The organism is Rhizobium leguminosarum, assembly GCF_001679785.1.
Taxonomy (GTDB): Bacteria; Pseudomonadota; Alphaproteobacteria; order Rhizobiales; family Rhizobiaceae; genus Rhizobium; species Rhizobium leguminosarum_R.
The window spans coordinates 1,226,617-1,247,667 of the sequence record NZ_CP016287.1; the positions used below are offsets into that span (position 1 = coordinate 1,226,617).

Below are 21,051 nucleotides of genomic sequence, written 5' to 3' on the forward strand. Positions count from 1 at the left end.
TCAGTGGTGCTGGTTTGGGCTTTTCGCAAATCCAGCTTTTCCGAGTGTCCGACGGCGGGCAATTTTAGCGACACGGACTTGAATGATATCAACGCTTAAATCTTCTGAGTCAAAGCGGTCACCATACCAACGCAAGAACTCTCGATGCTGCGCATGTCGTGGCTTCGCCATAACGTTCAGGAATTCCTCGAACCCCGAGGTGCTGCCAACATCTTCCGGCGGCGCTCTGCGCTCACCATCGATGAAGCGCGGATATTCGATGCTGGGGTTTCCATCCTCCACTACCTCGACCGTGATAGTGTGCCGCCAGTTATCGAAAAGTCATAGGTGTAGCTAAAGGTCGCGATCCCACGCTCGATGAGTGCCGCGATGCGGACGTTGCGAGCTGCGAAGGTTTTGCGTTCATAGAGGTCTTCTGGATCCGGCACATCGTAACACCGCCCACCAGCCTCGAACTCGAACAGATGATAATCCTCGAACAGCATCACGGCCTGAATGACATCGTGGAGCCCCTTCAAGCTCATCGTGAGTGGAACCTCGACCCTGCGCCAGATCAAAGGCTCGATATCGTCGAGTTGGATATGTAGCCTGGCGATGCGATCGACGGTCATGATGCCAACGCCATCATAGGACGCGGACCTGTCCAATTCCACGGCAGCAACTCTGCAAGCTTTGTTGTCGGCATGTCAGCAATTCGTGCCAGGACATCGGCAAGCCATGCGTGCGGATCGATATCGTTGAGCTTGGCGGTCATGATCATCGTCGCCATGAAGGCCGCGCGATCGGCACCGTCTGGCACCTCGATGAAGTCGTGGTGCGCATCAACGGTCAGAAATGCTGGTTGTGGAGAGCGGTTGATCAGAACGGATATGTGCTCGACGAGATCGTCCAGACGCGCCGTACCACCAAGGCGGCCAAGCGCCTGCTGACGCGACTTCTGAAGAAGCAGGGCATGCCGCCAAAGCGTAATGATCACCGACAAAATGCCCACCGACCGTGATTGCGATTCATTTACCATGATATCAATGTCTTACGATCTGGCGAAATTGCCCATCTCGAGCTTGCTGCGGGGTAAGCGGGGCTGGCGTTTGACCACCATCTGCGCAATGCGATCGGCGACCATAGGTATGCCCAGCGGGCGCGTCTTCCCATCACTCTTGGGTATGTCGACCCGCCGCACCGGCGGCGGAAAGTAGCTGCCCGACGCCAGCCGATTCCAGAGCTTGTACAGGTTGTTCGTAAGATCAGCCTCAAAGTCCGCAATCGTCTGGCCTCAATACCAGCCGCTCCTTGGTTGGCTCCAACCCTCTTATATGCTTCCCACACCTCCCTTTTCGAGATCGCATACGGGTTTGCTCTATCCACGAGGATCCTCCCGTCGCCGGTTGTCCACGCTCCAGAGCTGAACAACGCAACCCCTTCGCTCCAGCCTCATTACAGGACCTTCAGCACTCCTACGGGCTGCTCCGCCCCTGTGCTGGCGGTTCTATTTCGGGCGCGTGAGCGTATTGTTCATCAGCGAACGGCTGCGCGCCGTTCTCTACGAATATGGACAGGTGATTCCGCAGGGAATTGGTCACATCAAGCGAATTGATGCCATCATAGAAAATACTGAGATCGGCTTGCCCGAGATTGTGCAGGAGGAATGCAGCGACCTTCTGGCTCAGATTGGCGAGAAGACGGCCCGGATCGAAGAGAACGCCAGGAAGCTGGCCGTCAACTCACTCAACATATCGAAAGCTATGGGCTCTTCCATCGATATTCCCTGCGCCGCAAACAAATGAAAAACTGCTGTGCAAGCTCCGGCCTGCGGGCGGAGGATGCGATGAAACAGCAGAAGCGCATCCTGGTCAACAATCCGCGCAAGCTCGACTACGACCAGGTTCGGGCGATCTATGCCAGCGCGCTTGCGCGGCCGCAGGCGAGTGAGCCGGCCATGACCCCGAGCTCGGACGACCAACCGGAATTCTCGCAGATGCTGCCGCGCATGTCGCAAATGTGGCGCAGCAATATCGAGCAGGCAGGGGAAGTTGGAAAAAGTAGTTCAAATCGATGATGTCCTTCCTCACCACGCGCGCGGCCGACAGCAGTCTGTTTGCCGTCGCGCAGGGCGGTGAGATCTCGGAAGCCATCAAGCGCATGGCGGAAGCCCCGCGCCTTGCCGACATGTGCAACCTCGACCGGCAGGTCTACGCGCTGATGGCGGCCTGGATGGACGTGATCCAACGCATGGCGGCCTATTGCGCCATCGCCTCGGTGCCGTGGAGCAAGGCCTATGAACGCTATAGCGCCACGCTCGCCGACATGAAGGAAGAAGACGCCGAGGACTTCGGCTGGCGCAAGGCCTTCAAGGCGTGGAGCGACATTGTCAACGAGGAACTGAGCAGCAACCAGCGCTCGGAGAATTTCCTCGCCGCGCAGCGCGATTTGCTGCGCGCCGCGCTGGACCTGCGCACCCGCCAGCAGCAAATGACCGACAGCGTCGCCAAGCTGTTCGGCGTTCCGAGCCAGCGGGATTTCGACGAGCTGACGCGCCAGATTACGGAACTGAGGCGGGAGCTGCGCGCCTCAGGGCGCAACGCGATGCGGCCGAAGGTGCAGGCGGCGTCGCCACACAGCCACGGGAGGGATGAGCCATGACCGAACCCCGCGACACCGCACATGCAAGCAACGATAGCCTTACCGCACACGCGTCTCGCAGATCGCACGAATACGACGTTCCGGACCGGCCTGATCGGCGTGGAGAGACGTGTAGTGGTAGGTGGTCCGATCGAAGTTCAACGGCCCACAGGCACGCCGGATCGAGACCATCTAATCCCGGCACATGTCCTTCACCCCTCCCGCTTCCGAGCAGGCCTTGGACGTTTCGGCGAATGGACCTCCCGCAACATATTGAGCTCCAGCGTCTGCTCTGCGACAATCCGGTTCAACCGGGCGTTTTCGTCTTCGAGCTGCTTCCGCTTCTTCATTTCCGGAATGGCATCACTCGCGTCCCGAGGCGTGCCCGTTTCTGGCGAAGACTTCCTGAGATCTTCGCGGATCCCCGCGATGGTGAGTCGTCTGTCTTTTCTGAGCGATGCGATACGCTTTAACCGCGTAACGTGGTCAGCGTCGTACCGCCGGTGGCCCTTTTCCGAGCGATCCGGTACGATGAGATCCTCCTTCTCCCAAAGCCGAAGTGTCGATGCAGAAACCCCCGCTAGACGTGCAGCTTCCGCAACGCGATAGATTTTCTTTTTGTGGTTCATCTCGGCACTTTCGTTCAGCCGCAATTTTGCCGGTTATAAGCACGCTCGATCCAAGGAAGCGTCTTGAACGCTGCATTGTTTGCAAAACGCGTTCGCACAGGGAAAGACACGGGCACATTTGGAGAAAAATACCCGTGGCAGATCGAAATCAGTGTGGGATTTCATAGCCATGTGTTCGATTACTCGCAACAGCGACGCTGGCGAATTTATCAGTCAGGTCAGCGAGAAACGCCTTTCAAGGGCTGATCCTGCTCACCTGCGGCGTTGGGCCACATCATCCGCTTCCTCGCACCGATCACTACCGAGGAAACCGCTTTCGGCACATCGCTCGCACTGCTTGCAGAGCGCGCAGGCCTGTCGACTGGTGTCTTCATGTTCGTGCTTTCCGAGGATTCCCATTTATCGGCACGAAATTCACGGAGAACGAGAAGGTGCGCAAGCTCACCTTCACCGGCGCGACCAGTGTCGGCAAGATCCTGATGCTCCAGGGCGCCGACGAGATCATGAAACGCGGCGCCGAGCTTGGCGGCAACGCGCCGTTCATCGTTTTCGATCGTGCGTCGCGACGAGTGAGAGCGTAGCGGACCACCTCGGCTGTCTTGGACTTGCCGGAGACCACTAATTTTCCGATTTATGGACCCCGAGCACGGCGGGTGTGGCCGACTACAGCCACGACGACGGCAGTTGCTGGCTCGGCTTAAGGAAAAGGGAGGGCCCGCCCGCTCCTACTTGACCTCAAGAAATGCTCGAATTCGCTCTCCTGCCTGAGCAATGCTCAACACGCCATCCATGTGCCCTCGCGTGCCTTCCAGTTCGACGAATTCGACTGGCGTACCGTCGGATTTGATAATCGTTCCTGTCTCTCGCACTGCATTTCCGGGAAAAATCAGGTCTTCATCGGTATAGATCAGCATCACGGGCACCTCGATATCCAGGAGCCCTTTGTACAGGCTGTCTTTGGGATGTCCAGCGACGAACAATTGATTGGCGCGCACCAGATAAAGGAAATGGTTCGCATCTAACTGGGCTACCCGTGCTGCGCCCGCCTCGTTCAGCTTCGTGACAACCTCATAGTCATTCGCCCAACTCTGCCCGGGATCCGCACCTTCTCTGGCCCAGTCACGCCCAAATGTGCCGTCGGTCCATTCTGCCGAATTTGCCTGCAGTGTTAAAGTCTTCATGGCTTGAGCCAGCCCCGCTTTTGGCGCCTGGCCGGTGTAATAATCTCCACCGTTCCAGTTTGGATCCAGTTTGATCGGCGACGCCCATACGTCCAGCCACGCGATAAGATTCGCGTCTGCCCAACCAGAGGAAATGACTGGAATCACCCGCTCCAACTTGTCGGGATAGCGTGCTGCCCATTCATAGCTTTGCAGCCCTCCCATGGAGGCGCCCATGACAGCATGCCATTTCCCAATCCCCAGTTGCTCCATCAGCCCTTTCTGCGTATCAACGAAATCGCCGATCGTCATGATCGGGAAATCCATACCCCAAGGCTTTCCTGTTTTGGGATTGGTCGTCGCCGGGCCGGTGGTGATGACGTTCGGATCGTTGGCACCGAGATTGACCGGTGTGTCGACCGACACGACAAAGTATTTGTCCGTATCGATGGGCTTGCCCGATCCGATGATTGCATCCCAATAGCCGGCGCTTACATCCTCCTCCTTATATTTCCCCGCCGCGTGACTGCTTCCGCTGAAAAAATGCGGAATCAGGATGGCATTATCCCTGGCTTTGTTCAGCGTGCCATAGGTTTCATATCCCAACCGCATTTCGGGAACCGTCTTGCCTCCACGTGTCACGAAGTTTTTCAGGGTAAATTCCCGCTTCTCAACCAATGGCTCGTACGCCAATGCAGGGCCGGCCATCATGGCAATAGTGATGAGTATTTTCAGACGCATTTATTTCTCCCTCGTTGGGTTACCAATGAAGCAAAGTGGTCGTCTCAGCCTCGGTTTGCTTGTCACTGGAGCTCAAATAGATCCGGGTCCAAAACCCCATTTTTCCGCAAAAGACATCGCGAACACGCTGGGCTTTCGTAATTGCGCTGATATTCTCAGGTTCCAAAGAGGCGTATTCGCCCTCTATAGGATTATGACGCGGCTGTGGCCCGGCGGTTTCTCAAGAGTAATACTCTGGTGCCTTCTTGAAGCTCGACCACGCATCCGGGTCGTGACCGGTGACGACATTGGCCCCCGTCCTTTCCGCGATTGTGCGCAGCTTTTGTACAGAGCGAACGGTATCCACCGTTGATGCGAGGAAGCCAGGCAGCGCCTTTTCTTCCCAATGGTCGAGAGTGTAGGCCGCATCGATCGTCAGAAGCAGCGGCTCACTGTTGGGAAGGCGGACGAGAAAGGATTGATGGCCCATCGCATGGCCAGGACTGAAGATCGTCGTCAGCGTGCCGTCACCATAAACATCATAGAAATCGTCTTGAGTGCCGTTCAAAAACTGCCATTTCAGACCCGGGCGATCGAAATCCTTGCGGATATAGCCTCCACCGGCAAACCAATCGGGAGTGAAAGCATATTCATACTCGGCCCGCTGCACGATATGCGTGGCATTCGGGAACCGGCCGATCGCGCCGGTATGGTCGAGATGCAGGTGGGACTGCACGACATATTTAACCTCGGCCGGATCGAAGCCGAGAGCTTTGACCTGATCGACGCATCCTTTGTTCCTGTCAAGAACGGGCCAGTACACGTCGCAAATATCGCCCCAATGGCCGCGCGGGTCCGTTGCCACTTCAATGGCGTTGCCACCGTCGATGATCGTGTGACCGTCGGGATGGGTGATGAGGAAAAAGGGAACCGGGATTTCGTAATCAGCGCCATTTCCCTGATTCATTTTGATGTTGTGCACTTTGCATTTCAGGGTGCCGGACTGAAGCATGTAAAGTCTGATATCCGTCACGTTGGATCCTCCCGCGGTGATTTGAACGGTGAATTTCTGCGGAAAGCTTCAGAAGGCTTCCCGATAAAGGGCAAGCGCGTCTTCTTCCCGGACTTCGACCGGATTGTTGACGAGAAGGCGGGTTTGTTTCATCGCGTCGGCGGCGAGCATGGCGAGACTGTTGTCGGTTACACCGACATCGCGAAGCCGGCGCGGCGCGCCGCTTTCATCCATCAGCACCTGCATATGGGCAACAAAGTCCTCGGAACAGGCCGTGGCGTCGCCGCTTCCCCTGACCCCAAGCACATCGGCAAGCTCGGCGTAAAGCGGGGCAGCCGCCTGTGCATTGTAGCGAAGGACTGGGCCGAGCATCAGAGCGTTCGAAAGACCATGCGGAATGTGATAATGTCCACCCAGCGGATAGGCCAGTGCGTGGACGGCAGCCACCGGGGAGTTGGAGAAGGCCTGGCCCGCAAGCGTTGAACCGAGAAGCATGCCTTCACGAGCGTCCCGATTGGAAGGCTCCTTGCAGGCAGCGATAAGATTGCGGCCGAGCAGCCGCAGCGCTTCGCGTGCCAAAGCATCCGAAAGCGGGTTTTTCTTGTGCTTGCTGGTGTAGGCTTCGATGGCGTGCACCATCGCATCGATACCAGTTGCGGCGGTGTGAACCTGCGGTAAACCGACGGTAAGTTCTGCATCCAACAGCACGAAATCCGCGTATAGTTGCGGCGACACGACCCCCATCTTAGTCGTCTCGCCGGTGGTGATGATGGAAATGTTGGTGACTTCAGAACCTGTGCCCGCCGTTGTCGGAACGAGAACCAGCGGGACACGCGCGCCCTGAACTTTGCCGATGCCATACATGTCGGCGAGTGATTGTTCTGATGATAGCAGCACCGCCGCGAGCTTGGCTATGTCCAATGACGAGCCGCCACCGAGACCAACGACAATATCGGCTCCGACTTGCCGCGCCTCCACGACACAGCCATACAAAACGCTTTCCGGTGGATCGGGCACAACCTTGTCGAAAATCGCTACACTGAAGCCAGCCGCCCCCAGACTGGCAGCAATGGGCGCAATCATCCCAGCCTTCACAAGGCCCGCGTCGGTGACCAAAAGCACCTTGCGCGCAGCGAAACGCGCAGCGATGATTTCACCTATTCGCTTAGCTCCGCCCCAAGCCATCTCCATGGATGGGACAGTTCGAAATTCGAATGGATTGATCGTCATTAACTCCTCCCTCATTGCCAGCCGTTTACGCGATGGCCGAGCACAGATATTTGATTTCCAAATAGTCATCGATTCCGTAACGGGAGCCTTCCCGTCCGAGGCCGGACTGCTTGACGCCGCCAAATGGCGCCACCTCGTTCGAGATCTGACCGGTATTGTGACCCACCATGCCGTATTCCAGCGCTTCGGCCACTCGCCATGTCCGGCGGATGTTTTCAGTATAAAAATAGGCAGCCAATCCGAATTCCGTGTCGTTGGCCATAGCGAGCGCCTCTTCCTCTGTCTCAAAGCGGAAGAGAGGCGCGAGTGGCCCGAAGGTTTCCTCGCGGGCGATCTTCATCGCCTGTGTCGCTCCTGTCAGGACAGTCGGTTCGAAGAATGTCCCGCCGAGGCTGTGTCGCTTGCCACCTACGACCACTTTCGCGCCCTTTGCGATCGCATCGCTAATATGGTCCTCGATCTTGGCGATGGCCTCAGCATCAATCAGCGGTCCAATTGTTACATCCACCTGCGTGCCTTCACCGACTTTCAGTGCAGAAACCTTCGCTGCAAGCTTTTCAGCGAAGACATCGTAAACACCCGACTGCACGTAGATACGGTTTGTGCAGACACAGGTCTGACCAGCATTTCGGTATTTCGAAGCGATGGCACCGTCGACGGCGGCATCGAGGTCGGCGTCGTCGAAAACGATGAAGGGTGCGTTGCCGCCGAGCTCCATGGACAGTTTCTTTATCGTCGGCGCAGACTGCGCCATGAGAATTCGCCCCACCTCGGTCGATCCGGTGAAAGACAGTTTTTTGACTATGTCGCTTTCCGTCAGCACCTTGCCGATCTCGCGTGATTTTCCTGTCACAATCTGGAAAACGCCGGCGGGAATACCCGCCTGTTCGGCTAGCACGCCGAGAGCCAGCGCCGTGAGGGGTGTCTGCTCAGCCGGCTTAGCCACCATGGTGCAACCGGCAGCCAGCGCAGGCGCCGCCTTGCGTGTGATCATTGCTGCCGGGAAGTTCCACGGCGTGATTGCGGCACAGACACCGATGGGCTGCTTGAAAACCAGGATGCGCTTGTCGGTGGTTGGTGCGGGTATGATGTCCCCATAGACCCTCTTTGCCTCCTCGGCAAACCATTCGATAAAGGAGGCGGCGTAAAGCATTTCCCCCCTGGCTTCGGACAGCGGCTTGCCCTGTTCAGCCGTCATCAGCGCGGCCAGATCGTCCGCGTTTTCTATTATCAGATAGAACCAGCGGAGCAGGATGGCCGCTCTTTCCTTCGCTGCAAGCGCGCTCCACGAACGGAATGCAACTTCGGCCGCTACGACCGCCTGCTCAACATCTGCCGCCTCCAGTGAAGGAACGGTGCCGACAATCTCCCCCGTCGCTGGGTTCTTGACGGCGATGCTGTTCTGAGAGCCGGCAACCCATTTGCCATCTATCAGGCATCGATCGCGCAGGAGTTCCATTTTTTTTAGATTGACCATAATCTCCTCCAAGCATACAGTTCATTTAAATGAACTAGTATCGTTATATTGAACTAGCCTGACAGGAGGTATTGGAAGTGTCAAGTACAAGACGCGCCGCAGTGGAAGACACTGCGATCGGCAAATCCGTCGATTCTGTTCCGGCTCTCAGGCGCGCGGTTTCGATCCTCGATCTTGTCACCAATTCTGGCGGCGCAATGTCGGCCGCCGACATCACACGGGCGATGTCGTTGCCGAAGAGTACGGCGCACGGGCTACTTGGTGTCATGGTAGAGCTTGGCCTGCTCGTTCGCAAACAGGATGGCACGTACCGCCTCGGCCCCCATCCTATGCGCTGGGCGCACGGCTTTCTGTCCGAGATGGACATCGTCTCGATTTTCCGAAATTATTTCGCTTCCGATACCACATTGTCGCCTTACACGGTCACATTGACAACTCTTGACCGTGACGAGGTCGTCTATATTGATTGCCGAAATTCCGACCAGCCCCTGGGCCATACTTTCCGGATCGGAATGCGTCTTCCTGCCACCTTTACCGCGACCGGCAAAATGCTGCTTTCCGAAATGCCGGAAGATAAGCTCGAGGCGCTGTTCAGCGCAAACTTTCCTCCGCCCATCACCTCCAGAAGCGTCAAAAATCTTGGCTTGCTAAGGCAGGAGCTGGCTGACATCCGTACGCGCGGTTTTTCGATCGATAACGGTCAGGTTCGCGAAGGGATGATTTGCATCGGCACCGCTGTGCGAGATCATACGCGATGCGCGGTTGCCGGCATTGCCATCAGCCTTCTGGAAAGCGAAACAACTCCGGCGCTTATCGAGTCACTCGGAGAGACGATGCGCAGATCAGCCGCCATTCTTTCTGAGCAATTGGGGCATAATAGCTCATCACGCTTCCGTGACGAAGGATAGCGTAGCATTTGGCGAGGGCGGAAATTCATTGCCGACCGAGGGAGGCCAGGTGGGGTTGGCTCCGTTTGGCAGCGCGTCTGTTCCTTGACCCCAACGCAGTCCCAGCCTCGAACCGAAGGCTGCGAAAATCTTCACCTGGGCTCACAATCAATCCGATGCACTATCGACGTTTGAACCGTCGGATGATCGATGTCGCGGTTTCCCACTTCAGTCGAGAATAGCTTAAGCAGGCTAACGAACATCTTCTCCATGTCGACTTGCTGATGAAAGCTTTGCCAGAACCGAGCTCTTGGGGAATTCACGAGAAGCCGTCCTCATATTCAGTGATTCTTCGTGCGCCTTACGGTTCTTTTTCGCTTTCGGAACAATTTGCGCCGCGGCTTGTACTCGCTTGTTGGCTGGACAGTTGTTCCAGCATCTTGACGCTGGTTGCAATTTTTACTATACACAGTATTGAACTAAGTTCAATATACTGAACTATGTTGCGCCACCGCAGCGTGAGAGGACGCTTCGGCCTACACCGCAAGGGCATGTGTCTTTGCATCAGATCCGGCAATTGCCGTAGAGGAGGAAATCTATGAAAAAGTCGTGGTCTCTGACCATTGCAGCGATCTTTCTGTCCGCCACCGCCCCCGCTGGCCTCTTGGCTCAGGAGTCAAAGCCTTTCACGATTGGTGTCGTGACGTTCCTGTCCGGCGCACCGGCCGGTCCCTTCGGCATACCCGCAAAGATTGCCGCCGAAGTCTTCGCCGAGCAGGTCAATGCCGGTGGCAAGCTCCCGGCGCCGTATGACAAGGTCGGCTTCGGCGGCCGTCCGATCGAACTCGTCGTCATCGACGAGGCCGGTGGCACCACCAAGCAGGTTTCCGAACTACGCAACCTCGTCGAACAGCAGGGCGTAGACATGATCGTAGGCTACACGTCCTCGGGCGATTGTCTTGCGGTCGCGCCTGTTGCCGAAGAACTGAAGACCATGACACTTCTCTTCGATTGCGGCACGCCGCGCATCTTCGAGGAAGCTGACTACGAATATGTATTCCGCCCCGTTGCAACCGCGACGATGGACAACGCCGGTGCCGCACTCTACGTCAACGAGACAGTCAAGAAATTCAACTCCTACGCCGGCATCAACCAGAACTACGCCTGGGGTCAGGACGCCTGGAACGACTTTGAGGGCACACTGAAGAGCCTTCGCCCCGAAGTGACGCTGACGACCTCGCAGATGCCGAAGCTCGGTGCCGGTCAGTACAATACCGAAATCTCCGCAATTCTCGGCAGCAAACCCGATATCATTCATTCGAGCTTCTGGGGTGGCGACCTTGAGGGTCTCGTGCTTCAGGGAGCGCCGCGCGACCTATTCAAGAACGCCACTGTCGTTCTGACGGCAGGCGAAACGGCGATTCATCGCCAGGCCAAACAAATCCCAGATGGCACCATCATCGGCGCCCGCGGTCCAAACGGCATCTTTGCACCGGAGAACGCCTATAACGACTGGTTCAAGACGACTTACAACGCCAAGTCCGCCACGCCCCCCAGCTATCCGTCCTACCACATGGTGCAGACGCTTTTTGCGGCGAAGTTCGCTTATGAGAAGGCACAGGGCGGCGACACCGCCAAGACGCCGACTACGGAGGAGATCGCCGCTGCTCTCAAGGGTGCCACCTTCCAGGGTCCCTCGGGCGAAGTGAAGATGTCGCTGGGCAAGGGCAACCAGGCTGTGCAGGAAATGGTCTATGGCCGCACCAAGACCGTCGATGGCAAGCTGACCTTCGTCGATGTGATCCGTTACGCTCCAGAAAGGGTGAACCCACCGGAAGGCATGACCAGCCATGAGTGGATCAAGAATAAGCTGAAGTGACTTGTTAACCGCGGCATCGCTTGCGCGGGTTCTCCCGGCGCGTTTGGCGACGCAATCCCTTTGAAGCGGTTTTCACTCGTCGCATGCCACGCTGGCACCGAAAGATGAATCCCGCCCCTCGTTTCGAAATGGTGTGTGGCATGAACGCGTTTCTAGGCGCTATTATTGACGGCATTCTGTATTCCGCATGGCTCTTCATCATCGCAGTCGGCCTGACGCTGATCTACGGCGTGATGAAGATCCTCAACATGGCCCATGGCACGTTTTATGCCATCGGCGCCTACATGTCGGTGACTCTGCTGGGTTGGTGGTTCGCCCAGGGCCTGCCGCCCGCTGGAAGCATTCCGGTCATGATTGTCGCGGCGCTGATCGCCGGTACGGTTGTCGGCCTCGTCGTCGAACGGGGCGTCCTGCGCTTCTTCGCGGGGCGCGATCCCGTCGTGCTGCTGCTGGTTACCTACGCGCTCTTCCTCATTCTGGAAGACGTGGTGAAGCTCATCTGGGGTGTCGATCCATGGATAGCCTCCGACCCGGTGTGGGCATTTGGCAACGTCTATCTCGGCCCCCTTGTCTATCCGACCTACAACCTCATTGTCGTCGTCGTGGCGATCGTCAGTGGTGGCCTCCTGACGTGGTTTCTGCAATTCACTGCCAAGGGGAAGATGCTGCGCGCCGTCATTCATGATCCGGAAGTATCGCAGGCGATGGGCATCAATGTCAGCCGGTGGAAAGTGTCAGCCTTTGTGGTCGGCTCGATCCTCGCCGCACTCGGCGGCGCCTTCACAGCGCCAACCATCTCCGTGGCGCCGGGCATGGGCGTCGAAATGGTCGTCATGATGTTTGCAGTGGTGGTGATCGGGGGGCTTGGATCGATTCCTGGCACCATTGTCGGTGCCCTAATCGTCGGCTTCGTCCGCTCTCTTGCGGTCCACTACTCGCCCGAAGTCGAAGTGTTCAGCATCTATGCAGCGATGGCTATCGTTCTCGCCATACGTCCGCAGGGGCTGTTTTCCGGTGTGGAGTTGCGCAAGATATGATGAATAAAGCCCAAACCTTTGTGCCGGTCGCCGTCGGCGCGGCACTTTTCCTTATCGTCGCAGCCTGGTGGCTACCCACCTGGAACTTCGTCATCTCGATCGGCCTTGCCAAGGGGCTAGCGGTACTCGGCCTTGTACTGATGATGCGCGCCGGGCTAGTCTCGTTCGGCCAAGGACTTTACTACGCGATCGGCGGCTATTCCGTCGGCCTGATGGTCAATCTCTGGAAAATCAACGAAGCGGTTCTCTTGCTCATCGCCCCGGTCGTCATCGCCGCGGCGACTGCAGCAGTCGCCGGTCTCCTTCTGTCGCGTTACCGCGACATCTTCTTCGCGATGCTGACGCTCGCCCTGTCGATGCTTCTCTACGGTCTTCTGGTGAAGTCGGTGGAACTTGGCGGCACGGACGGCTTTAACATCCGAGGCGTGACCTTGTTCGGCCTGCCGCTGAGCGGTACTGCGCGTTTCAACGGCCTCGTTATCCTCGTCCTGATCTGTTTCACAGCGGTGATAACCGTCTGGTACTTCGGCAAGACGGCGCTCGGTCGCCTGCTGCCTGGCATCAAGGATAACGAGATTCGCGTCGAGTATCTCGGCGCGTCTGCAAGCATGACGATCTATCTCTCCTACATCCTTGCGGCAATTCTAGCCGCCGTAGGTGGCTCCATGAGCGGCATTCTCGTCGCGCATGTGGATCCGGAAATGGCCTTCTGGGCAACCTCGGGCGAATTCGTGGTGATCGCGGTCCTTGCCGGTACCGGGAACATCTTCACGCCATTCATCGCCGCGCTCGCACTCGAATTTATCAGGACGTTCGCCTATCAGCATGCGCCCAACACTTGGCAGCTGGTACTTGGAGTCATCATCCTATCGATGATCCTGTTTCTGCCGACAGGCCTTGGCGGCATCCGTTTTGGTAAGCGCAAGGCAATCGTCGAGGCAGGAGAAAAACCATGAAGCCGATTATTGAAGCAAAAAGCCTCGTCAAGCGGTTCGGCGCGGTAACTGCCGCAAACGACGTGAATGTCGACATCATGTCTGGAACGATTTCGGGGCTGATCGGCACAAACGGCGCCGGCAAGACGACGTTTATCAATATGATTACGGGCTATCTGGGCCCGGACTCCGGTTCGATCCTGCTCGAGGGCCAGGAAATCGTCGGGCTTTCACCTCGTCAGATCACTCGGCGCGGCGTTGCCCGGTCCTTTCAGATTCCGCAATTGTTCAACTCGCTGACAGCGGTTGAGAACCTCATTTTTGCCTACAGCGCAACGGGTAGCGTTGGCGCCAAGGGCTTTTCGATTCTTTCCGATGACGAGCTCGCGACCCATGCTGACGAGACGCTCGCGGTGTTCGGACTTGGAGCGTTCCGCAACTCGATTGCCGGCACGATGCCTGAAGGCATCCGCAAGCTTCTCGACATTGCGATTGCCATGGTTGGCAAGCCGAAGGTTCTTTTCCTGGACGAGCCGACGAGCGGCGTCGCCAGCGAAGAAAAGTTCTCGGTCATGGACCGCATTATTGACGCGACCCGTGTCGCAGGCGTCAGCGTGCTCTTCGTCGAGCACGACATGGAGATCGTTCGCCGCTACTCCGACCGCGTGCTCGCTTTCTTCGAAGGCCGGGTGCTGATTGATGGACCTCCGGAAACGGTCCTCAGTGACCGACAAGTGCGCGAACTCATCATTGGTGAAGAACATCGCGTTCCCAAGGAGGACAACTATGCTTGAGGTGAAGTCAATCAACGTCTCGATCGGCGGGGTTCCTATTCTGCGTGACGTTTCCATGAAGGTCGAAGCCCGCTCGATGGTCGGAATCATCGGTCGCAATGGTGCCGGCAAGACCACGTTGATGCGTGCGATAATGGGGCTCTTGCCACTCCGGGCAGGTTCGATCCATTATGAGAAGAAGGACATCTCCCATGAGGCGCCGCATCTGCGCGTGCACCACCAGATGGGCTTCGCGCCGGAAGACCGGCGCCTTATTCCCGAACTGACTGTTGAGGAAAACCTGCTTATTCCGGCGTGGGCAGCTGGCGTCACAGATGCGCAGAAGCGGCTCGACGATGTCTATGCGCTCATTCCCGAGGCAGCGGACTTCCGCCATCGCCGCGCCCTGCAGCTTTCAGGCGGCCAGCAGAAACTCGTGGCCATCGGTCGTGCACGCATGACGGGCACCCAGCTGTTGATGCTGGACGAGCCCTTCGAAGGCGTCGCCCCCGCGCTTTCCAAGCGCATTTCCGAGGTCGTCGCATCCCTGCGGCCGCTTGGTCTTTCCATCCTTCTTTCCGGCGCCGATCTTCGGCACGCCGGTAGAGGACTCGATGTGGTTTATCGCATGGACCGTGGCCAGATCACTTCTATTTGACCGTCATTGGCAGCGCCTGTGCATCTCTGCTGCGCAGCTCACGGAAAATGGTTGAGCGATGTCGGTGCAGCTTCTCGGCGATCACGTCAACGCTGATCCCAGCCGTACGCCAGCGGGCAATCTTGCGGCGTTCATCGATATCGATCTGGGAGTAGGTGCGCTTCATGTCTCGTTCCTTGCAAGGATAAACCGTTGTTATCTATTGCAAGTCGCACTTCATCCTTGAACCCACCCCGGCTACAGACATTGTCAAAGCTGATTAGATGCGCGACGCTGTCAGCCGGTTAGAAACGCGACACTTGCGCTTCGGATTAGCCGCCGATCCGACCGGCTGGACCGGGTTGCAAGGGAGGAGCGGGGGCGGGTGAGGAACACCCTTCGGCTTTAGCTTTGAGACTATGAGTGCAGGCGATCATTCCGCGGCCTCCATGCGCGCCAGCGCCTTCTGCCTTTTTGCGATGACCTCCGGATCATTCATGAAGTCCGTCCGCCGGCCAGGCTTGCGGCCACGCTTCTGATAACCATTGCCCTGGCTGCCATCGGGAATACCGAACATATGATCCGTCTGGCCGGTGCGGCGAGGGCCGCTCTTACTGCGCTGCTGTTCCCGCCCAGCCTGCAGCTCGGCGACGACGGAAAGCATGTCGTCGAGACGCTTGTTCTCGACAACCTCTGCCCGGTGGACCGACCGCAATGTATCGAAGGTTCTGTAGGGCAGGGTGAAGCTCTCGTGCATGATCTCGAGGCGGCCGTCCGGGTAGTCGCAGACAACGACCTTCTTTCCCGCCAGCCCTCTGGCCCGCTCCGTCGGATCGAGAATGAACAAGACCTTGTCGTAACGGAGCGTCAGGGACTGCGACAGTGTGCGGACTTCCTTGCGGCACATGGCGCCATCGAGATTCTCATGCGCGGCAAGCGGCCGGTGCATGTCCTTCGGATTGCGTGGCGGTTTGCCAAAACGGGAATTGAAATCCGCAATGAATTCTGATGCATAGCCGTTGGCCGCCTCGATCGTATCGATGCCGCGAAGCCGCATCTCCTTGACCAGCCGGTCCTGCAGCGTCTGGTTGGCGCGTTCCACACGGCCCTTTGCCTGCGGAGTATTGGCGCAGATGATGTCGATGTTCAGCTCATAAAGCGCACGACCAAACTGCGTCAGGCCGCTCGTGCGGTCTTTCTCCGACGCATGGGTCGAACGAAAGACACCATGCTTGTCGCTGTAGAAGGCCAGAGGTTTACCCCATTGCTGCAGATAAGCCTTTGTCGCATGCAGGTAGTCGAACGTGTTCTCTGACCCAGCGAACCGCAGATGCAGCAACTTGCCGGTGGCGTCATCGATATAGACAAGCAGGGCGCATTTGGGACCACGGTTCTCAAACCACCAGTGATGCGATCCATCGATCTGCACGAGTTCGCCGAAACAGTCGCGCCGGCCGCGCGGCTGGAAAACCCGCTGCTTACGCTCACGCCGCGAGATCCAGATGCCGGCCTCGGTCATCCATTGCCGCAGCGTCTCCTTGGCGACCGAGATCTGATGCAGTTCCATCAGCTTCTCGCGCGCCAGCGTCGGACCGAAATCCAGATAGCGCTCCCGGATCAGATCCAGCGCCGCATTGCGAAACTCCTCGCTGTGGCGCCGGTTGCTCGGCTGTGATCGCTTCTTGGAAACAAGGCCGGCTGGACCATTCCGGTCATAAGCCTGCAGCAGCCGATGGACCTGACTTCGACTGAGGTCGAGCAGTTCGGCGGCCTGGACGACGCTCAGGCGCTCGTCACGAATCTTCTGGATAACTTCGAGGCGATGCAATTCTTTCTGCGACATGGTGATCATAAAGGACATGACGACTCCGACCGCTCATGGTCTCGACCAGGCTGAAGATCGTCATCCTTGCTCCCGACGTTGGCATTGACCAGTGCGTAGAGAGGCGAGACTGTCGCATCTCTAACTGGCCCAACTGTCGCATTACTAAATAGCCGCTACAAGACATTGTGGCGTAAGATACCTTATGGAACCGAGGCTGGAGCTGGAAGTTGCTTTTTCGCTGAGACCAGTTCACTAACGTCGGGACATTCATCTAATGACATTTCATATACCATCGTCCAAGCCGGACAGCACATGCCGAGGAAGCCGTGTTCCTAATGCGCCCTCTGCCATGCGGCTAGCCATGCTAAATTCCTTTGTGGACATTGCGAGTGCGTGAAAGCCCCGCCTGTTATGCTCGGATGCAGTATCCGAGAACACAACATCACCGAAATTGCGTTGAGGCCCCAAATCCCATGTCTTCGCCAACTGCCCGCGTACGCTTGGGTAGAGTGCTTCGTCTACGAAGATCTTCACGTTCGGCACGGTGCGTCCTTCACGCCGGGGTCAACACGAAATCGAATGGCGACCGCCACAGCGTGTCGGCCCCGTCGAGCCGCTCGAACGGCGCGATCAGCGTCTGTTTCACGCCGAAGACCGCATCGCTTTCCAGGTAGCCGTCGTCGCCGACGAACGTGTGCGTCACCAGCTTCTGAAAGCCCGGCGCGGTGACAAGGAAATGCATGTGCGCGGGGCGGTAGGGATGGCGACCCATGTGGCCGAGCATTTTGCCCACCGGCCCGTCGTTCGGGATCGGGTAAGACGTCGGCTTGATTCCGCGAAAGGCATACGCACCGTCTTCACCGGTGATGAAGCGGCCACGGTTGTTCCATTTCGGCTGGATGCCTGGTTGCTGCACGTCATAGAAGCCATCGGCATTGTCCGACCAGACATCGACGCAGGCCCCTTCGACGGGGTTGCCGTGAAGGTCGATCACCTTGCCTTCGAATAGACAGGGCTCGCCCTTCCCATCCAGAGAAACGTTCTCGCCCATCTCACGGATGGGGGCATTCTCGATATGAAAGGGTCCGAAGACGGTGTTCTCCGTCGCCCCTGCGGGACGGCGATTGTTGATGGCGTCGACCAACATGGAAAAGCCCAGCACGTCAGAAAGGAGGATGAATTCCTGGCGCTCGTCCGAGCAGATTTGTCCGGTCTTGGTCAGGAAATCGATGCCGATATCCCATTCCGCCTGGGTCAGGTGGATTTCCTTCGCAAAGGCGTGCAGGTGCTTGACCAGACAGGCCATTACCTCCGCCATGCGCGGCGAGACCTCGCCACCCAGGCGGGCGTTGACCGTTTCGACCGAGCTTTCTTCTGAGAAATAGTGGATCATGGTTCGGTCCTCCCTAACGTTCGTCAGTAAATGCTGCGGAAGCAAGGGTTGTTAGTCGAGCCCAATGCGGTTTGTAGCCGTCCTCCGGAACCCGCAGCGGGCAAAGTGTCTGCAAGCGACGCCAAGGCTGACACGATCAAGGTGGATCGTGACGTGGGCGCCAGAGCGCCTTCAGACCTTAGCGAATTGAGCCATGGACGACTCGAAGACGCGGCGAGCCATTTCATCGAGACCACGCTTCCTGTGGTCCGCCGACAGGACTTCGGTGCCATAGACGCCATCATAGCCCGCAGCCTTTACTGTGCGCAGGAAGGCCGGCACGTCCAGCTCCCCTTCGCCCGGAAGCATCCGGTGATGGATAGTGTCATCCCAGATGTTCTCAACAGGCGGCTCCCGCAAAGCATCATCGATCTCGATTGCCTTGATGAAGTGCGCCGGAATCGTGCTGATGTCGGAGTAAGGGATGTTCCCGCGCGCCATGTGCCAGATGTCAAGCAGCAGGCCGCCATTGTTCCGGTTCGCGACCTCCATGATGCCGACGCCGGCTTCGATCGTGCGGACGTTGGACCAGGGCATGATTTCCAGGACGACCTCAGTTCCCATGGCCACCGCCTGGTCGCAAAGCTTGCCGAACTCTTCCCCCATCAATTCGATGTTGGGTTCGCCTCCCTCAAAGCCGGGAAGCGCCTTGATGTCGCGCATGCCGAGTTCGTTCACCGCTTCGAAAATCTGGGTCCGCAGCAGGTCGGCTTTGGCACGCTCCTCGCCCGTCTTGTACCAGTCGACGACGGCCTCAATCTCGAGATACTTGATCCCGTTGGCCTCGATAATGCGGCGCATCTCGGCATAGCCGATCTGGTCCCTCGTCGCCGCCACGTCGTCAGGATGAAGGCCAAAGCCGACGAAACCGGCACGCGCGGCAGCTTCCACGCGATCCTTGAACGGGAACGGGCTGATTTCGGTGGGTCCAAAGGGGTGAACGTCGCCAGATAGGGCGAAATACGAAATTAGGAGTTCAACACCCGCGGCCATGATAGTCCCTTTCTTACACAGGCAAGGCTGGCAAACGCCAGCGTGATCGATCCGTCATACATCCTTGGCATCATTGGGAAAAAGCGGCGATCTTTGGAAACTGTGTTGCACCCCACGCAAAAAGCTCCTTGCCTCAACTCATCCACACCGCCTCGAAGTCATGGGTGCGGAAATGCTCGACCAGAAAATCAAGGAACAGCCTCGTGCGGGCAGGGAGAAACGCCTTCGTCGGAAAGGCCGCATTCATGGTCAATACGGGCAGGTGCCAGTCATCCAGAACGCGAACCAGACGCCCGGCCTCAAGGTCACTTTGAATGATGTAGGTTGGCTGCGCCAATATCCCGAGGCCCTTCAGGGCTGCTTCGCGGATTAATTGTCCGTCGTTTGCGTTAATGATGCCGTCGACCTCGACTTTCACGGACTCATCGTCTTTTTTGAAGCGCAGTTCGTTCCAGTTGTCGGCGAGTGTGTACAGGATAAGGTCGTGTTGATGCAGGTCGTTTGGATGTTGCGGGATGCCCTTCCGCTCCAGATATTCAGGAGAGGCCGCCAGCAATCGGCGACACCTTGCAAGCCTGCGGATGGTGATCGAGCTGTCAGCCTCTACCCGTCTCAATCGGATGGCCAGATCCAGTCCGTTTTCGATGATGTCATAGTACCGATTTGATGCGACGATCTCGACCAGAACGCTTGGGTATCGCTTCCGGAACAATTCGACCACGGGCATCAACTGAAGCAACGAGAAGGACAGCGACGCCCCGATGCGCAGGCGGCCCGTGGGAGCGTGCGCTCTCGATGCGACGCCCGCTTCGGCTTCATCCCAGCTGGCCATCAGTTCCTTGGCATCGGTGAAAAACTGTTCGCCTTCGCTCGTCAGGCTCAGTTTGCGCGTCGAGCGTTGCACCAGCCGGATACCGAGCCTTTGTTCGAGAGCCATAAGGTTTCGGCTCACGCTCGACACGGAAACACCGAGAACATCGGCGGCGCGCGTCATGCTGAGCTCGCTCGCCACCGTCACAAAAACCTCGATCTCGGCCCAGCGGTCGACTTTACTTCTGACACTCACTTTTTGCCTCCAGTGAAAAAGACTTTTGGCAAATCTACAGTTCATCGCGCAGAGAGCAAATGCGAACATGCATCGAACCAAACGTTTTCGAATGCTGGAAGAGATGGACCGAACTATGGATATGCGAAACGATGCTCGGGTGAAGCACATCGTAATGTGGAACCTTCTCGCCGATTCCGCGGGGAACAAGACCGCGTCCATCGAAGCCGTGAAAACGAAGTTCGAAGCGCTGCGGGGTATCGTACCGGGCCTTCTTCACGTCGAAGTGGGCGTCGATTTCAGCCGCGTGGACTATGCTTGCGACGTGGTGCTGTACACGGAATTCGAGAATGAAGAGGCGCTCGCCGCTTACGCGGAACACCCAGCGCATCTGAAAATCCGTGATGAACTCCAGGGGGTTCGGGTTCAGCGCTATCAGGTTGATTACACACCAAACGCGGGAGAGTGACGATGCACGTTGCCGTTCACTGTGTCGATTTTCCGGACGCCCTCGAGCGGCGCCTCGAAAACTATCCTGCGCACCGGGCACACCTTGCGGCGGGAAGCGTTAAGACCGTGATCTCCGGTCCTCTTCTCGCTCCCGACGGGACCACAATGATTGGTTCCTTGTTCGTCTTTGATGCTTCGAGCGTTGCAGAAGTCGAAGCCTTCAACAGGGCCGACCCTTTCAATCAGGCCAATGTCTGGAAGGAAATTTCCATCCATCCATTCAGCCTGCGTGTCGACAACCGGGAGTAAGA

General features: G+C 57.6%; 20 protein-coding genes and 8 pseudogenes. 14 read left to right on the plus strand and 14 right to left on the minus strand.

The features are described 5' to 3' along the window. Together BA011_RS46625 and BA011_RS30255 are read right to left on the minus strand one after the other, a co-directional pair. Positions 1-611, minus strand: a pseudogene (locus tag BA011_RS46625) (plasmid pRiA4b ORF-3 family protein). Beyond that, positions 608-790, minus strand: a pseudogene (locus BA011_RS30255) (transposase domain-containing protein); the annotation flags it as partial. The pseudogenes BA011_RS30255 and BA011_RS46625, both read right to left, overlap by 4 nt. On the opposite strand from BA011_RS30255, the pseudogene BA011_RS42705 reads away from it, so the two are divergent. Beyond that, positions 791-967 (plus strand): annotated as a pseudogene (locus tag BA011_RS42705) (DDE-type integrase/transposase/recombinase); the annotation flags it as partial. Between the two features lie 117 nt (positions 968-1,084). Here the strand turns inward: BA011_RS42705 and BA011_RS45405 are convergent. After that, positions 1,085-1,365 (minus strand): annotated as a pseudogene (locus tag BA011_RS45405) (group II intron reverse transcriptase/maturase); the annotation flags it as partial. 143 nt (positions 1,366-1,508) lie between these two features. Here BA011_RS45405 and BA011_RS30260 point away from each other — a divergent pair. Genes BA011_RS30260 through BA011_RS30270 form a run of 3 tightly spaced genes read left to right on the plus strand, consistent with a single transcriptional unit; the run spans position 1,509 to position 2,640 of the window. Then, positions 1,509-1,784: a hypothetical protein gene (locus BA011_RS30260; protein ID WP_065283483.1), complete on the plus strand. Its 276-nt coding sequence runs from the start codon at positions 1,509-1,511 to the stop codon at positions 1,782-1,784. Positions 1,785-1,825: 41 nt separating this feature from the next. After that, positions 1,826-2,056, plus strand: coding sequence for a hypothetical protein (locus BA011_RS30265; protein WP_065283484.1), 231 nt, complete (start codon positions 1,826-1,828; stop codon positions 2,054-2,056). Beyond that, entirely contained in the window at positions 2,053-2,640 is a 588-nt protein-coding gene (locus BA011_RS30270; protein WP_065283485.1) for a poly(R)-hydroxyalkanoic acid synthase subunit PhaE, read from the plus strand. Before BA011_RS30265 ends, BA011_RS30270 begins: the two co-directional genes overlap by 4 nt. 42 nt (positions 2,641-2,682) lie before the next feature. On the opposite strand, the pseudogene BA011_RS42715 reads toward BA011_RS30270, so the two are convergent. Next, a pseudogene (locus BA011_RS42715) lies at positions 2,683-2,975 on the minus strand (IS3 family transposase); the annotation flags it as partial. A gap of 50 nt (positions 2,976-3,025) precedes the next feature. Next, positions 3,026-3,248, minus strand: a pseudogene (locus BA011_RS44540) (helix-turn-helix domain-containing protein); the annotation flags it as partial. A gap of 63 nt (positions 3,249-3,311) precedes the next feature. On the opposite strand from BA011_RS44540, the gene BA011_RS42720 reads away from it, so the two are divergent. Beyond that, positions 3,312-3,494 (plus strand): hypothetical protein, encoded by a 183-nt coding sequence (locus BA011_RS42720; protein ID WP_151343630.1) that lies wholly within the window; start codon positions 3,312-3,314, stop codon positions 3,492-3,494. Positions 3,495-3,572: 78 nt separating this feature from the next. After that, positions 3,573-3,808: pseudogene (locus BA011_RS42725) on the plus strand (aldehyde dehydrogenase family protein); the annotation flags it as partial. Between the two features lie 165 nt (positions 3,809-3,973). On the opposite strand, the gene BA011_RS30280 reads toward BA011_RS42725, so the two are convergent. From BA011_RS30280 to BA011_RS30295, 4 genes are all read right to left on the minus strand, one after another. Further along, positions 3,974-5,149, minus strand: coding sequence for an E22 family MetX-like putative esterase (locus tag BA011_RS30280; protein ID WP_064245041.1), 1,176 nt, complete (start codon positions 5,147-5,149; stop codon positions 3,974-3,976). A gap of 220 nt (positions 5,150-5,369) precedes the next feature. Continuing rightward, complete coding sequence (gene attM / locus BA011_RS30285; protein WP_065283487.1) at positions 5,370-6,161, minus strand: AttM family quorum-quenching N-acyl homoserine lactonase; 792 nt, start codon at positions 6,159-6,161, stop codon at positions 5,370-5,372. Between the two features lie 48 nt (positions 6,162-6,209). Then, positions 6,210-7,370 (minus strand): iron-containing alcohol dehydrogenase, encoded by a 1,161-nt coding sequence (locus BA011_RS30290; protein ID WP_065283488.1) that lies wholly within the window; start codon positions 7,368-7,370, stop codon positions 6,210-6,212. Positions 7,371-7,395: 25 nt separating this feature from the next. Next, positions 7,396-8,847 (minus strand): NAD-dependent succinate-semialdehyde dehydrogenase, encoded by a 1,452-nt coding sequence (locus BA011_RS30295; protein WP_065283489.1) that lies wholly within the window; start codon positions 8,845-8,847, stop codon positions 7,396-7,398. 77 nt (positions 8,848-8,924) lie between these two features. Here BA011_RS30295 and BA011_RS30300 point away from each other — a divergent pair, with 77 nt between their 5' ends. From BA011_RS30300 to BA011_RS30325, 6 genes are all read left to right on the plus strand, one after another. Continuing rightward, positions 8,925-9,755: an IclR family transcriptional regulator gene (locus BA011_RS30300; protein WP_269466225.1), complete on the plus strand. Its 831-nt coding sequence runs from the start codon at positions 8,925-8,927 to the stop codon at positions 9,753-9,755. 577 nt (positions 9,756-10,332) lie between these two features. Next, a complete protein-coding gene (locus BA011_RS30305; RefSeq protein WP_065283490.1) occupies positions 10,333-11,613 on the plus strand; it encodes an ABC transporter substrate-binding protein in 1,281 nt (426 codons plus the stop codon). Between the two features lie 140 nt (positions 11,614-11,753). Continuing rightward, entirely contained in the window at positions 11,754-12,650 is an 897-nt protein-coding gene (locus tag BA011_RS30310) for a branched-chain amino acid ABC transporter permease (protein WP_065283491.1), read from the plus strand. Further along, complete coding sequence (locus tag BA011_RS30315; RefSeq protein WP_151343632.1) at positions 12,647-13,606, plus strand: branched-chain amino acid ABC transporter permease; 960 nt, start codon at positions 12,647-12,649, stop codon at positions 13,604-13,606. The genes BA011_RS30310 and BA011_RS30315 overlap by 4 nt, the downstream gene beginning before the upstream one ends. Then, on the plus strand, positions 13,603-14,379 hold the full coding sequence (locus tag BA011_RS30320) for an ABC transporter ATP-binding protein (RefSeq protein ID WP_065283493.1): 777 nt from the start codon (positions 13,603-13,605) through the stop codon (positions 14,377-14,379). The genes BA011_RS30315 and BA011_RS30320 overlap by 4 nt, the downstream gene beginning before the upstream one ends. Then, positions 14,336-15,016: an ABC transporter ATP-binding protein gene (locus BA011_RS30325; protein ID WP_237352725.1), complete on the plus strand. Its 681-nt coding sequence runs from the start codon at positions 14,336-14,338 to the stop codon at positions 15,014-15,016. The genes BA011_RS30320 and BA011_RS30325 overlap by 44 nt, the downstream gene beginning before the upstream one ends. 31 nt (positions 15,017-15,047) lie before the next feature. Here the strand turns inward: BA011_RS30325 and BA011_RS30330 are convergent. The 5 genes and pseudogenes from BA011_RS30330 to BA011_RS30350 form a co-directional block, all read right to left on the minus strand. Continuing rightward, positions 15,048-15,182: pseudogene (locus BA011_RS30330) on the minus strand (helix-turn-helix domain-containing protein); the annotation flags it as partial. 246 nt (positions 15,183-15,428) lie between these two features. Next, a complete protein-coding gene (locus tag BA011_RS30335) occupies positions 15,429-16,856 on the minus strand; it encodes an ISNCY family transposase (RefSeq protein ID WP_065279332.1) in 1,428 nt (475 codons plus the stop codon). Positions 16,857-17,373: 517 nt separating this feature from the next. Next, the gene (locus BA011_RS30340) at positions 17,374-18,213 is read right to left on the minus strand and encodes an intradiol ring-cleavage dioxygenase (protein WP_065283495.1); all 840 of its coding nucleotides are present in this window, start codon (positions 18,211-18,213) and stop codon (positions 17,374-17,376) included. 171 nt (positions 18,214-18,384) lie between these two features. Further along, positions 18,385-19,245 carry a sugar phosphate isomerase/epimerase family protein gene (locus BA011_RS30345; protein WP_065283496.1) on the minus strand — a complete coding sequence of 287 codons (861 nt, stop codon included), beginning with the start codon at positions 19,243-19,245 and terminating at the stop codon, positions 18,385-18,387. 133 nt (positions 19,246-19,378) lie between these two features. Further along, the gene (locus BA011_RS30350) at positions 19,379-20,311 is read right to left on the minus strand and encodes a LysR family transcriptional regulator (RefSeq protein WP_315858626.1); all 933 of its coding nucleotides are present in this window, start codon (positions 20,309-20,311) and stop codon (positions 19,379-19,381) included. A gap of 25 nt (positions 20,312-20,336) precedes the next feature. Between BA011_RS30350 and BA011_RS30355 the strand changes: the two genes are divergently transcribed. Beyond that, positions 20,337-20,759 (plus strand): Dabb family protein, encoded by a 423-nt coding sequence (locus BA011_RS30355; RefSeq protein ID WP_261330490.1) that lies wholly within the window; start codon positions 20,337-20,339, stop codon positions 20,757-20,759. A 2-nt stretch (positions 20,760-20,761) separates the two neighbouring features. Next, positions 20,762-21,049, plus strand: a complete 288-nt coding sequence (locus BA011_RS30360; protein WP_065283497.1) for a YciI family protein — start codon at positions 20,762-20,764, stop codon at positions 21,047-21,049. The last annotated feature ends 2 nt before the right edge of the window (positions 21,050-21,051 follow it).